At 70.9% G+C, this 12,991-nt stretch carries 10 protein-coding genes and 1 tRNA gene; 7 read left to right on the forward strand and 4 right to left on the reverse strand.

The window, feature by feature from the left end; translation table 11 throughout:
* The first annotated feature begins 36 nt into the window (after positions 1-36).
* The 7 genes from fdnG (at position 37) to EV684_RS22395 (ending at position 9,170) form a co-directional block, all read left to right on the forward strand.
* Complete coding sequence (fdnG, locus tag EV684_RS22365) at positions 37-3,105, forward strand: formate dehydrogenase-N subunit alpha (protein ID WP_165908569.1); 3,069 nt, start codon at positions 37-39, stop codon at positions 3,103-3,105.
* Positions 3,106-3,120: 15 nt separating this feature from the next.
* Positions 3,121-4,050, forward strand: coding sequence for a formate dehydrogenase subunit beta (gene fdxH, locus EV684_RS22370; protein ID WP_132649561.1), 930 nt, complete (start codon positions 3,121-3,123; stop codon positions 4,048-4,050).
* Positions 4,047-4,673 carry a formate dehydrogenase subunit gamma gene (locus EV684_RS22375; RefSeq protein ID WP_132649562.1) on the forward strand — a complete coding sequence of 209 codons (627 nt, stop codon included), beginning with the start codon at positions 4,047-4,049 and terminating at the stop codon, positions 4,671-4,673. Before fdxH ends, EV684_RS22375 begins: the two co-directional genes overlap by 4 nt.
* Before the next feature lie 80 nt (positions 4,674-4,753).
* Complete coding sequence (gene fdhE, locus EV684_RS22380) at positions 4,754-5,689, forward strand: formate dehydrogenase accessory protein FdhE (protein WP_132649563.1); 936 nt, start codon at positions 4,754-4,756, stop codon at positions 5,687-5,689.
* Positions 5,686-7,107 (forward strand): L-seryl-tRNA(Sec) selenium transferase, encoded by a 1,422-nt coding sequence (gene selA / locus EV684_RS22385; protein ID WP_132649564.1) that lies wholly within the window; start codon positions 5,686-5,688, stop codon positions 7,105-7,107. Before fdhE ends, selA begins: the two co-directional genes overlap by 4 nt.
* A complete protein-coding gene (selB, locus tag EV684_RS22390; RefSeq protein WP_132649565.1) occupies positions 7,104-9,041 on the forward strand; it encodes a selenocysteine-specific translation elongation factor in 1,938 nt (645 codons plus the stop codon). Before selA ends, selB begins: the two co-directional genes overlap by 4 nt.
* Positions 9,042-9,074: 33 nt before the next feature.
* Positions 9,075-9,170: transfer RNA gene (locus EV684_RS22395), tRNA-Sec, on the forward strand.
* A gap of 1 nt (position 9,171) precedes the next feature.
* On the opposite strand, the gene fghA is transcribed toward EV684_RS22395, so the two are convergent.
* The 4 genes from fghA to EV684_RS22415 form a co-directional block, all read right to left on the reverse strand.
* Complete coding sequence (gene fghA / locus EV684_RS22400) at positions 9,172-10,017, reverse strand: S-formylglutathione hydrolase (protein WP_132649566.1); 846 nt, start codon at positions 10,015-10,017, stop codon at positions 9,172-9,174.
* A 10-nt stretch (positions 10,018-10,027) separates the two neighbouring features.
* Positions 10,028-11,137, reverse strand: a complete 1,110-nt coding sequence (locus tag EV684_RS22405) for an S-(hydroxymethyl)glutathione dehydrogenase/class III alcohol dehydrogenase (protein ID WP_132649572.1) — start codon at positions 11,135-11,137, stop codon at positions 10,028-10,030.
* Positions 11,138-11,163: 26 nt separating this feature from the next.
* Positions 11,164-11,448: a metal/formaldehyde-sensitive transcriptional repressor gene (locus tag EV684_RS22410; protein WP_132649567.1), complete on the reverse strand. Its 285-nt coding sequence runs from the start codon at positions 11,446-11,448 to the stop codon at positions 11,164-11,166.
* 97 nt (positions 11,449-11,545) lie between these two features.
* Complete coding sequence (locus EV684_RS22415) at positions 11,546-12,841, reverse strand: methyl-accepting chemotaxis protein (protein WP_132649573.1); 1,296 nt, start codon at positions 12,839-12,841, stop codon at positions 11,546-11,548.
* Positions 12,842-12,991 lie beyond the last annotated feature (150 nt).

A 12,991-nucleotide genomic window follows, 5' to 3' on the forward strand; every position in this document is an offset into this window, starting at 1 on the left:
CCGTCGATCTTCCTTCACAGCCACGGGAACGCGCTCATGAAGCAGCTCTCCAGGCGCCAGTTCATGAAAGTGACTGGCTCCACGCTGGCGGGATCGAGCTTGGCGCTGATGGGCTTCTCGCCAGCCACCGCGCTGGCCGAAGTTCGCCAGTACAAGCTCGCCGCCACCACGGTCACACGCCAGACCTGCACCTACTGCTCGGTCGGCTGCGGCATCCTGATGTACTCGCTCGGCGACGGCGCCAAGAACGCCAAGCGCTCGGTGATCCACGTCGAGGGCGACCCCGACCACCCGGTCAACCGCGGCACGCTGTGCCCCAAGGGCGCGAGCCTGCTGGACATCATCAACAGCCCGAACCGGCTGCTGGTCCCCGAGGTCCGCGAGCCCGGCTCCAGCGAGTGGAAGCGCATCTCCTGGGACGAGGCCAACACCCGCATCGCCCGGCTGCTGAAGGAAGACCGCGACGCCAACTTCGTCGAGAAGACCGAAGACGGCCTGACGGTCAACCGCTGGCTCACCACCGGCATGCTGGCCGCCTCGGCGTCCAGCAACGAAGCCGGCTACATCACCCACAAGGTCGCCCGCTCCTGGGGCCTGCTCGCATTCGACAACCAAGCCCGTGTCTGACACGGCCCGACGGTGGCAGGTCTTGCCCCGACGTTTGGCCGTGGAGCGATGACGAACCATTGGGTCGACATCAAGAATGCGGACGTCATCCTGATCATGGGCGGCAATGCCGCCGAAGCTCACCCCTGCGGGTTCAAGTGGGTCACCGAGGCGAAGGCGCACAACAAGGCGCACTTCATGGTGGTCGATCCGCGTTTCAACCGCTCTGCGGCGGTGGCGGACTTCTACGCCCCGATCCGTTCCGGCAGCGACATCGTCTTCCTCGGCGGGGTCATCAACTACCTGCTCGAGAACGACAAGATCCACCACGAGTACGTCCGCAACTACACGGACTTCAGCTTCATCGTGCGCGAGGACTTCGCGTTCGAGGACGGCATCTACTCGGGCTACAACGCCGACAAGCGCAGTTATGACAAGACGAGCTGGGACTACGAGCTCGGCGAGGACGGTTTCGTCAAGACCGACCCGTCGCTCGAGCACCCGCGCTGCGTCTACCAGCTGCTGAAGAAGCACTACAGCCGCTACACCGCCGACAAGGTCGAGAGCATCTGCGGCACGCCCAAGGCGAAGTTCCTGCACGTCTGCGAGAAGCTCGCGTCGACGGCGGTGGCCGGCCGCGCGGCGACGATCCTGTACGCGCTGGGCTGGACGCAGCACTCGATCGGCGCGCAGATCCTGCGCACCGGCGCGATGGTGCAGCTGCTGCTGGGCAACATCGGCGTCGCCGGCGGCGGCATGAACGCGCTGCGCGGGCACTCCAACATCCAGGGCCTGACCGACCTGGGCCTGCTGTCGGCCAGCCTGCCGGGTTACCTGTCGCTGCCCAACCAGGCCGAGCAGGACTACCAGAAGTACGTCGACACCCGCACGCAGAAACCGCTGCGCCCGGGCCAGATGAGCTACTGGCAGAACTACCCGAAGTTCCACGTCAGCCTGATGAAGGCCTGGTACGGCCCGAACGCGACGGCCGAGAACCACTGGGCCTTCGACTACCTGCCCAAGCTCGACAAGCAGTACGACATGCTGCAGGTCTTCGAGCTGATGAACCAGGGCAAGGTCAACGGCTACATCGCCCAGGGCTTCAACCCGCTGGCGGCGCTGTCCAACAAGGACCGCGTGCGTGACGGCCTGGCCAAGCTGAAGTTCCTCGTCGTGATGGACCCGCTGGCCACCGAGACCAGCGAGTTCTGGAAGAACCACGGCGAGTACAACGACGTCGACCCGGCCAAGATCCAGACCACCGTCTTCCGCCTGCCGACGACCTGCTTCGCCGAGGAGGACGGCGCGGTCGTCAGCTCCAGCCGCGTGCTGCAGTGGCACTGGAAGGCCGCCGAGCCGCCGGGCGAGGCGCGCACCGACATCCAGATCATGTCGGCGCTGTTCCTGCGCCTGCGCGAGATGTACAGGAAGGACGGCGGGGCCTTCCCCGACCCGATCCTCAAGCTCTGGTGGCCCTACGCGCACGCCGAGGAGCCGACGCCCGAGGAAGTGGCCAAGGAGTACAACGGCCGCGCGCTGGCCGACGTCTTCGACCCCAAGGACCCGACCAAGCTCGTCCGCAAGGCCGGTGAGCAGCTCGCCGGCTTCGGCGAGATGCGCGACGACGGCTCGACGATGGGCGGCTGCTGGATCTTCGCCGGCTGCTGGACCCAGGCCGGCAACCAGATGGCGCGCCGCGACAACGCCGACCCGACCGGCATCGGCAACACGCTGAACTGGGCCTGGGCCTGGCCGGCCAACCGCCGCGTGCTCTACAACCGCGCCTCCTGCGACGTCGAGGGCAAACCCTTCAACCCGCGGCGCAAGCTGATCGGCTGGAGCGGCAGCGCCTGGGGCGGCGCTGACGTGCCGGACATGGCGCCGACGCTGGCGCCGGAGACCGGCGCCGGGCCGTTCATCATGAACCCCGAGGGCGTGGCGCGTTTCTTCTCGCGCAAGGGCCTGGCCGAAGGGCCGTTCCCCGAGCACTACGAGCCTTTCGACACGCCGCTGGGCTACAACCCGCTGCACCCGAAGAACCCGCTGGCGACCAACTCGCCGGCGGCGCGGGTGTTCAAGCCGATCTGGGAGACCTTCGGCAAGGCGGCGGACTACCCGCACGTCGGCACCACCTACCGCCTGACCGAGCACTTCCACTACTGGACCAAACACGCGCTGCTCAACGCGATCACCCAGCCCGAGCAGATCGTCGAGATCGGCGAGGTGCTGGCGCAGAGCCTGGGCATCGCCGCCGGGGACCTGGTGAAGGTGTCGTCCAAACGCGGCTACATCAAGGCGCGTGCGGTGGTCACCAAGCGCATCAAGCCGATGACCATCGAGGGCAAGCCGGTGCACCACGTCGGCATCCCGATCCACTGGGGCTTCAAGGGCGTGACCAAGCCGGGTTTCCTGGCCAACACGCTGACGCCGTTCGTCGGCGACGGCAACACCAACACGCCGGAATTCAAGACCTTCCTCGTGAAGGTCGAGAAGGTCTGACCAGGAGCGAGCCCCATGTCACTGCAATCTCTCGACATCAAGGCGCGCTCCGCCACGACGACGCCCTCGCCGCAGGCGCGGGTGCCGGCCTCGGGTGAAGTCGCCAAGCTGATCGACGTCTCCAAGTGCATCGGCTGCAAGGCCTGCCAGACCGCCTGCATGGAGTGGAACGACCTGCGCCAGGAGCCCGGCTCCAACGTGGGCGTCTACGACAACCCGGCGGACCTGACCTCGGCCGCGTGGACGGTGATGCGTTTCACCGAGCACGAGGACGAGAAGACCGGCAACCTGGAGTGGCTGATCCGCAAGGACGGCTGCATGCACTGCGCCGACCCGGGCTGCCTGAAAGCCTGCCCGTCGCCCGGCGCGATCGTCCAGTACACCAACGGCATCGTCGACTTCCACCAGGAAAACTGCATCGGCTGCGGCTACTGCATCACCGGCTGTCCGTTCAACGTCCCGCGCATTTCCAAGACCGATCACAAGGCCTACAAGTGCACGCTGTGCTCCGACCGCGTCGCGGTCGGCCAGGAGCCGGCCTGCGTGAAGACCTGCCCCACCGGGGCGATCATGTTCGGCACCAAGCAGGCGATGAAGGACCAGGCCGCCGAGCGCATCGAGGACCTGAAGGAACGCGGCTACGCCAACGCCGGCCTGTACGACCCGGCCGGCGTCGGCGGCACGCACGTCATGTACGTGCTGCACCACGCCGACGACCCGAAGCGCTACGAAGGCCTGCCGGCCGACCCGTCGGTCAGCCCGGTGGTCGGTTTCTGGAAGGGGGCGCTCAAGCCGATGGCGGTGGCCGGTCTGGCGATCGCCGGCTTCGCCTCGCTGTTCCACTACATCACCAAGGGCCCGAACGACGTGTCCAAGGCGCTGGAGGACGAGATGGAACGCAAGGACCGTGAGGCCCTGGCCAACGAAGAGGAGACGCCGCGATGAGACGCAACCCGCGCGACCTTCAGCGCTACAACGCCTCCGAACGCGCCAACCACTGGGCGGTCGGCTGGCTGTTCCTGGGCGTCATGCTCTCGGGCCTGGCCTTCTTCCACCCGGCGCTGTTCCCGCTGACGATGTTCTTCGGCGGCCCGACCTGGGCGCGCATCCTGCACCCGTACATCGGCGTCGGCATGGCGCTGCTGTTCACGCTCATGGCCTGGCGCTTCTGGCGCCTGAACGTGATCGAGCCGGTGGATGTCGACTGGCTGCGCAACGTGCACAAGATGGTCGACGGCGACGACCACGACATGCCGGCGCAGGGCAAGTACAACGGCGGCCAGAAGCTGCTGTTCTGGGCCCTCGTCGTCTGCATGGTGGTGATGGTGATCTCCGGCATCCCGATGTGGCGCGCCTGGTTCGAGTTCCCGGTCGGTGTCGTGCGCGTGGCCTCGCTGCTGCACGCCGTCGCCGGCATCGGCATGATCCTGCTGATCGTCATGCACGCCTACGCGGCGATCTGGACCCGTGGCACGATACGCGCGATGTTCTACGGCACCGTCACGCGCGCCTGGGCCAAACAGCACCATCGCAACTGGTATCGCAAGATGACCGGCGACGAGAGCTGAACCCCGCCTGACCTGCGCCGCCCGCGTGTCGCCACCCGGCGGCCGCGGGCGGAGTCACATCCAACGAACAAGGAACCCGCGTGCAGCGAATCCTCCAGCCGGGCGAGATCGAGGCCCTGGACGCCATCGACTTCCCCCGCATCCGCCTGCCCCGGCCGACGGAGCTTTATGCCGAACGCGCCGCGCGCCTGCGCCAGCTCGCCGACGGCCACCCGATCGCCGACTACCTGCGTTTCGTCGCCCTGCTCGCCGACGGCCAGGCCGCCGCGGCGGCGACGGTCAAGACGACGCCGCCCGACGCCGCCGTGCTGCAGCGTGCACTCGAGCACGGCATGCCGCCGCTGCCGACGCAGGACAAGCCCGACCCCGCCTGGCGCGAGGTGCTGGCGCAGATCGTCGAGCGCGCGCTGGCGGCCGGCGACACGCTGCCGGCGCCGCTGCGCGAGCAGCTGCTGCGCCTGCGTTCGATGGACGCCGCGGCGCTCGATGCGCTGGCCGTCGACCTGCTCGACGAAGACGTCGACGCCGACACCGCGGCGCTGCAGCCGGTCGTGATGGCGGCGCTGCAGGTGGTCTGGGCCGACCGCGCCAGCCGGCTCGACGCCGACGCGCTGGGCGTGCCGGCCGAGCCGACCACCTGCCCGGTCTGCGGCACGCCGCCGGTGGCCAGCGTGCTGCGCATCGGCGGCGCCGCGGGCGGCCACCGCTATCTGCATTGCGGCCTTTGCGCCACCGAGTGGCACATGGTGCGCGTCAAGTGCAGCCACTGCGAATCGACCGCCGGCGTGCGCTTCCTCGGTGTCGAGGACGGCGGCAAGACCGTGCTCGCCGAGACCTGCACGGCCTGCCACAGCTACCGCAAGCAGGTCGACCAGCACGAAGACCCGCTGGCCGAACCGCTGGCCGACGACCTGGCCAGCCTGCGCCTGGACCTGCTGATGGCCGAGACCGAGTTCGAACGCGCCTCGGGCAACCCGCTGCTCGCACTGCCCGAGGGCGAGCCCGGCTCGGAATGACCGCCCCGGCAGCCCGCCTGCCGGCGGTGGACCGCGTGCTCGCCTGCGCCGAACTGGCGCCGGTGCTGGCCGCGCACGGCGCGACGCGCACGACGGCCGCGGTGCGTGCGCGGCTGCAGCGCCTGCGCGAGCGCCTGCTCGCCGGCGAACTGCCGGCAGCCGAACTCGCGCTGCCGGCCATCGCCGCGGCGGTGGCCGCCGCGCTGGCAGCCGAAGACCAGCCACGCCTGCGCGCCGTCTTCAACTGCACCGGCACCGTGCTGCACACCAACCTCGGCCGCGCGCTGCTGCCCGACACCGCGGTGCAGGCCGTCGTGCAGGCGCTCACCGCGCCGGCCAACCTGGAATACGACCTCGCCACCGGCGGCCGCGGCGACCGCGACGACGTCGTCGACGACTTGCTGCGCGAGCTGACCGGCGCCGAGGCGGCGACGGTGGTCAACAACAACGCCGCCGCGGTGCTGCTGATGCTGTCGTCGCTGGCGCCGCGCAAGGAAGTGATCGTCTCGCGCGGCGAGCTGGTCGAGATCGGCGGCGCCTTCCGCATCCCGGACATCATGGCGCGTGCCGGCGCCAAGCTGGTCGAGGTCGGCACGACCAACCGCACCCACGCGCGCGACTACGAAGGCGCGATCGGCCCACGCACCGCGCTGCTGATGAAGGTGCACTGCAGCAACTACGCCGTCGAAGGTTTCACCGCCAGCGTCGCCGAGGCCGAGGTCGCGCGCATCGCCCACGCGCACGGGCTGCCGCTGGCCGTGGACCTGGGCAGCGGCACACTGGCCGACCTGGCGGCGCACGGCCTGCCGCGCGAGACCACGGTGCGCGAGACGGTGGCTGCCGGCGCCGACGTCGTCAGCTTCAGCGGCGACAAGCTGCTGGGCGGCCCGCAAGCCGGGCTGATCGTCGGCCGCCAGGACCTGATCGCCAAGATCAAGAAGAACCCGCTGAAGCGTGCGCTGCGGGTCGGCAAGCTGACGCTGGCGGCGCTGGAGCCGGTGCTGCGCCTGTACCGCGAGCCCGAACACCTGGCCGCACGGCTGCCGACGCTGCGGCTGTTCACACGCCCGCAGGCCGAAATCCGCGCCGCGGCCGAGCGCCTGCGGGCGCCGCTGCAGGCGGCGCTGGGCGAAGGCGCCGCGGTCGAGGTCGTGGCGCTGTACAGCCAGATCGGCAGCGGCGCGCTGCCGGTCGACACGCTGCCCAGCGCCGGCCTGGTGCTGCGACCGGCGGGCAAACGCAGCGGGCGTGCGCTGGCGCGGCTGGAAGAAGCCTTGCGCGGCCTGCCGCGGCCGGTGATCGGCCGCATCGCCGACGGCGCGCTGTGGCTGGACCTGCGCTGCGTCGAAGCGGCGGACGAAGCCGCGTTCGCGGCCCAGTTCGATACGCTGGCCCAGGCCCTGGGGACGCCGCGATGATCGTCGGCACCGCCGGCCACATCGACCACGGCAAGACCGCGCTGGTGCGTGCGCTGACCGGCGTCGCCACCGACCGGCTGAAGGAAGAGCGCGAGCGCGGCATCTCGATCGAGCTCGGCTACGCCTACGCGCCGCTGGCCGACGGCACGGTGCTGGGCATCGTCGACGTGCCGGGCCACGAACGTTTCGTGCGCACGATGGTCGCTGGCGCCGTCGGCATCGACCACGCGCTGCTGGTCGTCGCCGCCGACGACGGCGTGATGCCGCAGACTCGCGAGCACCTGGCGATCCTGGACCTGCTGGGCGTGCACCACGGTTCGGTGGCGCTGAACAAGGCCGACCGCGTGCCGCCGGCGCGCCGCGACGAGGTGCGCGCCGAGATCACCGCGCTGCTGGCCGGCTCGCCGCTGGCCGGCGCGCCGGTGTTCGAGACCGTGGCCACCGCCGACGCCGACCCCGGCGTCGCCGCGCTGCGCGCGCACCTGGAAGCCGTCGCGCACGAACGCTCCGAACGCCGCGCCGACGGCGGTTTCCGCCTCGCGGTCGACCGTATCTTCACGCTCGCCGGCCAGGGCACGGCGGTCACCGGCACCGTGTTCGCCGGGCGTGTGCGCGTCGGCGACACGCTGCAGCATTCGGCCAGCGGCCAGGCGGTGCGTGTGCGCTCGATCCACGCCCAGAACCGCCCGGCCGACGAAGGCCGCGCCGGCCAGCGCTGCGCGCTGGTGCTGGCCGGCATCGAACGCGAGACCCTCCAGCGCGGCGACTGGATCGCCGCACCGGCGACGCTGGTGCGCAGCGAGCGCCTGGACGCGCGTATCCGCCTGCTGCCCGACGCGCCGGCACTGGCGCACTGGGCGCCGGTGCACGTGCACCTGGGCACCAGCCACCACGTCGCGCATCTCGTGCCGCTGGACGCCCAGCCGCCGGCCGCCGGCGCCTCGGCGCGTGTGCAGCTCGTCTTCGAGACGCCGGTCTGGGCCCTGCCCGGCGACCGGCTGATCCTGCGCAACGCCCAGGCCAGCCGCACCATCGGCGGCGGCCGCGTCGTCGACCTCTGGGCGCCCGAACGCCGGCGCCGCAGCGCCGAGCGCCTGACCTGGCTGGACGCGCTGGAAGCGGCGCAGGCCGAGGCCACGCCCGAGGCCGCGGCCCGCCTGCTGGCACTGGCGCCCGCCGGGCTGGCGAGTTCGCGGCTGGCGCTGCTGCTGGGCCACGACACCGCGCCGGCCGACGCCGTCGCCGTCGCGCTGCCCGCTGGCGACGCACTGCTCGTCGCGCCGCCGGTCTGGCAGCGCTGGCGTGAACGTGTCGTCGCGGTGCTGGGCGACTTCCACCAGCGTTCGCCCGACGAGCCCGGCCTCAACGCCGCGCGCCTTCGCCGCATCGTGCAACCAGGTGCCGCCGACGCCGGCCACGACGCGCTGTGGCCGGCGCTGCTGGAATCGATGCTGGCCGACGGCACGCTGGCGCGCCAGGGCTCCTGGCTGCACCTGCCGGGCCATGCGGTGAACCTCAGTGCTGCCGAGCAGGTGCTCGCCGAACGCCTGCTGCCGCGCCTGGCCGACGGCGGCGCCGACCCGCCCTGGGTGCGCGACCTGGCCGCCGCCACCGGCGCGCCGGAGGACCAGGTGCGCACGGTGCTGCGCAAGCTGGCACGCCGTGGCGAGCTGCAGCAGGTCGTCAAGGACCTGTTCTACCCCGAGGCCACGGTGACGAAGCTGCTGACGCTGCTGGACGACCTGAGCGCCGCCGCGCCGCGTGGCGAGGTCGGCGCGGCCGAGTTCCGCGACGCCTGCGGCCTGGGGCGCAAACGCGCGATCCAGGTGCTGGAGCACTTCGACCGCGTCGGCTACACGCGCCGCGTGCGCGACCGGCGTGTGCTGCGTGAACACCCGGCCGGCCCTGCGCCGGCAAGCGGCGCGAGGCCTTGATACGATGCGCCGCCCCGAATACCGGGGCGACATGGAAGGCAAACGCACCCGGTGGTGCGCCCGGGCTTCAAACCCGGTCGGGGGCGTCAGCCGCTCCCGGGTAGGTTCGACTCCTGCTGCCTTCCGCCACTCACGCGGCCAGTGCGCGCGCGTGGTGCTCCAGGTGCTCGCCCACGAAGCTGGCGATGAAGTAGTAGCTGTGGCCGTAACCCGGCTGGCGGCGCAGCGTCAGCGGGTGGCCGGCGGCCGCACAGGCTTCTTCCAGTAGTTCAGGCTTCAGCTGCCCGGCCAGGAACTCGTCGGCCTCGCCCTGGTCGACGAGCAGCGGCAGGCGCTCGCTGGCGCCGGCGATCAGCGCCGTCGCGTCGTGCGCCGCCCAGGCGCTCTCGTCGTCACCCAGGTAGGCGGCGAAGGCCTTGCGGCCCCAGGGCACGCGCGCCGGCGCGACGATCGGCGAAAAGGCCGAGACGCTGGCGTAGCGCCCCGGATGGCGCAGCGCCAGCGTCAGCGCGCCGTGGCCTCCCATCGAGTGGCCGAAGATGGCGCGCCGGCCGGTCGTCGCGACCTGCGCTTCCACCAGCGCCGGCAGCTCGTGCACGACGTAGCTCTCCATGCGGTAGTGGCGCGCCCAGGGCTCCTGCGTCGCGTCGAGGTAGAAGCCGGCGCCCTGGCCCAGGTCGTAGGCCGGGTCGTCGGCGACACCCAGCGTGCCGCCGGGGTCGCGCGGGCTGGTGTCGGGCGCGACGAGGATCAGCCCCAGCCGCGCCGCGTGCGCCTGGGCGCCGGCCTTGGTGATGAAGTTCTGCTCGCTGCAGGTCAGGCCCGACAGCCAGTAGACGACCGGGCAGGCCTGGCCGGCCAGCGCCTGCGGCGGCAGGTACAGGCCGAAGCGCATCTCGCAGCCCAGCGTGGCCGAATCGTGGCGCCAGACCTCCTGGCGGCCGCCGAAGCTGGCGTGGTGTTCGACGCGTTGCATCGCCGCGGCCTCAGTAGTGCACGACGCTGCGGATCGACTCGCCGCGGTGCATCAGGTCGAAGGCTTCGTTGATCTCCTGCAGCGGCATCGTGTGCGTGACGAAGGGCTCCAGGCGGATGCGCCCGGACATCGCGTCTTCGACCATGCCCGGCAGCTCGCTGCGGCCCTTGACGCCGCCGAAGGCCGTGCCCAGCCAGCGCCGGCCGGTGACGAGCTGGAAGGGCCGCGTCGAGATCTCCTGCCCGGCACCGGCCACGCCGATGACCACCGACTGGCCCCAGCCGCGGTGCGCGCACTCCAGCGCCGCGCGCATCACGTGGACATTGCCGATGCACTCGAAGGAATGGTCGACGCCCCAGCCCGTCATCTCGACGATGACCTGCTGGATCGGCTTGTCGTGATCCTTCGGGTTGACGCAGTCGGTCGCGCCGAAGGTGCGTGCGAGGTCGAACTTCGACGGGTTGGTGTCGACGGCGATGATGCGGCCGGCCCCGGCGAGCTGGGCGCCGTGCACCACCGCCAGGCCGATGCCGCCGAGGCCGAAGACCGCGACGCTGTCGCCCGGCTGCACCTTGGCGGTGTTCTTCACCGCGCCCAGGCCGGTGGTGACGCCGCAGCCCAGCAGGCAGACCTGCTCGGGGTTGGCCTCGGGGTTCACCTTGGCCAGCGACACCTCGGCGACGACGGTGTACTCGCTGAAGGTCGAGCAGCCCATGTAGTGGTAGATCGGCTGGCCGTTGTAGGAGAAGCGCGTCGTGCCGTCGGGCATCAGGCCCTTGCCCTGCGTGGCGCGCACCGCGACGCAGAGGTTGGTCTTGCCCGACTTGCAGAACAGGCACTCGCCGCATTCGGCGGTGTACAGCGGGATCACGTGGTCGCCCGGCTTCAGGCTGGTGACGCCTTCGCCGACCTCGACGACGATGCCCGCGCCCTCGTGGCCCAGCACCGCGGGGAACACGCCCTCGGGGTCGTCGCCGCTCAGCGTGAAGGCGTCGGTGTGGCAGACGCCGGTGTGGGTGATCCTGACCAGCACCTCGCCCTTCTTCGGCGGGGCGACGTCGATCTCGACGATCTGCAGCGGCTGGCCGGCGGCGAAGGCGACGGCGGCTCGGGACTTGATCATGGTGTCTCCTGGTTGGACCTTGTTCAGCGGGTGAAGGAGCGCACGAGCAGCACGAGGCGGTCGACCTCGGCCTGCGGATCGGCGGCCGTCACGGCACGTTCGGCGCTGGCGCCGAAAGTCTCGCGCAGATGGCCTTCGAGCACGTCGGCCATCAGCCCGTGTGCGGCACCTCTCAGCGCCGCGATCTGCTGCAGCAGATCGCCGCAGTCGGTGCCGGCCTCGACCGCACGCTCCAGCGCCTCGGCCTGGCCCTTGATGCGGCGCAGCCGGGTGACGACACGTTTGCGTTCGGCCGGCGAGTGCGGCATCGGCGGGTCTCCTTCGTACTGGGGGGGAGTATAAAGAGATACGCCGGCACGTCACCACCGGCAAGGTGAAGCGGCGCCTCGCCGCCGCTTGCCGCCTTCAGAACGTGGTCCAGTCCTCGGCCTTGGCCGCCGTCGCGCCGGCCTGGCGGGGCGACGGGGTTGGGGCGGGGTCCTGGGGTTTCGTGACCGCGGCGAGCACCGCCGGCGTGCGCTCAGCGCCGCGTTCCTGCACCGGCGCCCCGGATGCCGGAACATCGGCGCCAGGCGCTGCATAGGCGTCCTCGGCCAGCCGGAACACCGCCACGGCCTGCACCAGTTGCTGCGCCTGGCTCTTCAGGCTCTCGGCGGCGGCGGCGCTTTCTTCGACCAGCGAGGCGTTCTGCTGCGTCACCTGGTCCATCTGACCGACGGCGTCGCCCACCTGCTGGATGCCGGCGCTCTGCTCCACCGTGGCCGCGGTGATCTCGGCGACGATGTCGCTGACGCGGCGGATCGAACCGACGATCTCGTCCATCGTCTTGCCCGCCTGGTCGACCAGCACCGTGCCCTGCTCCACCTGCTCGACGCTGCGGCCGATGAGGGTCTTGATCTCCTTGGCCGCCTCGGCGCTGCGCTGCGCCAGCGTGCGCACCTCGCCGGCCACGACGGCGAAGCCGCGCCCCTGCTCGCCGGCGCGCGCCGCCTCCACCGCGGCGTTCAGCGCCAGGATGTTGGTCTGGAACGCGATGCCGTCGATGACGCCGATGATGTCGCCGATCCTGCGGCTGCTCTCGCTGATGTCCTGCATCGTGCCGACCACCTTGCCGACCACGGCGCCGCCTTCGGCTGCCACCGCCGACGCGCCCTGGGCCAACTGGTTGGCCTGCTTGGCGCTCTCGGCGTTGCTGCGCACCGTCGAGCTCAGCTGCTCCATCGTCGCCGCGGTCTGCTGCAGCGCGCTGGCCTGCTCCTCGGTGCGACTGGACAGATCCTGGTTGCCCTGAGCGATCTGGGCGCTGGCCGTGGCCACACTCTCCGAGTTGCGGCGCACACCGGACACGACACGCGACAGGTTGGTCTGCATCTGCGCCAGCACCGCCATGACGCTGGTGGTGTCGCCGCGGCGAAGCTCGACGCGCCGGGCCAGGTCGCCCGACGCCACGTGGCGCGCCAGCTCCACGGCCTCGTCCGGTTCGCCGCCCAGCTGGCGCATCAGGCCGCGCGTCAGCCAGACGCCCAGGCCGACACCCAGCAGCACCGACGCGAGCACCAGGCCGATCATCAGGTTGCGGGCCTCGCGATAGGCCTGGTCGCTGAGCTCGTAGGCGCTCTGGCCGTTGGCCTCCTTCATTCTCGTCAGCACCGTCATCTGTTCGTCGATCTTGTTCACCTGGCGGGAGAAGTCGTTGAACATGTACTGCGTCGCTTCCAGCTGATCGCTGATCTTCGCCTGCGCCGACAAGGCCCGCCCTGATTAGAAATGTTCGTCAGCCTGCCTGATCACCTTGCCAGTTCTCGGCGCGGCGCGAGCGACGTCGACTATGAGACGAGCGACGAGGCCCTT

This window comes from Rubrivivax gelatinosus (genome assembly GCF_004340905.1).
GTDB lineage: Bacteria > Pseudomonadota > Gammaproteobacteria > Burkholderiales > Burkholderiaceae_C > Rubrivivax > Rubrivivax gelatinosus.

Excerpts from the sequence above, each read along its gene's own strand:
- fdxH (WP_132649561.1), top strand. The coding sequence starts at position 3,121 with ATGTCACTGCAATCTCTCGACATCAAGGCGCGCTCCGCCACGACGACG.
- EV684_RS22375 (WP_132649562.1), top strand. The coding sequence starts at position 4,047 with ATGAGACGCAACCCGCGCGACCTTCAGCGCTACAACGCCTCCGAACGC.
- selA (WP_132649564.1), top strand. The coding sequence starts at position 5,686 with ATGACCGCCCCGGCAGCCCGCCTGCCGGCGGTGGACCGCGTGCTCGCC.
- selB (WP_132649565.1), top strand. The coding sequence starts at position 7,104 with ATGATCGTCGGCACCGCCGGCCACATCGACCACGGCAAGACCGCGCTG.
- fghA (WP_132649566.1), bottom strand. The coding sequence starts at position 10,017 with ATGCAACGCGTCGAACACCACGCCAGCTTCGGCGGCCGCCAGGAGGTC.
- EV684_RS22410 (WP_132649567.1), bottom strand. The coding sequence starts at position 11,448 with ATGCCGCACTCGCCGGCCGAACGCAAACGTGTCGTCACCCGGCTGCGC.
- EV684_RS22415 (WP_132649573.1), bottom strand. The coding sequence starts at position 12,841 with ATGTTCAACGACTTCTCCCGCCAGGTGAACAAGATCGACGAACAGATG.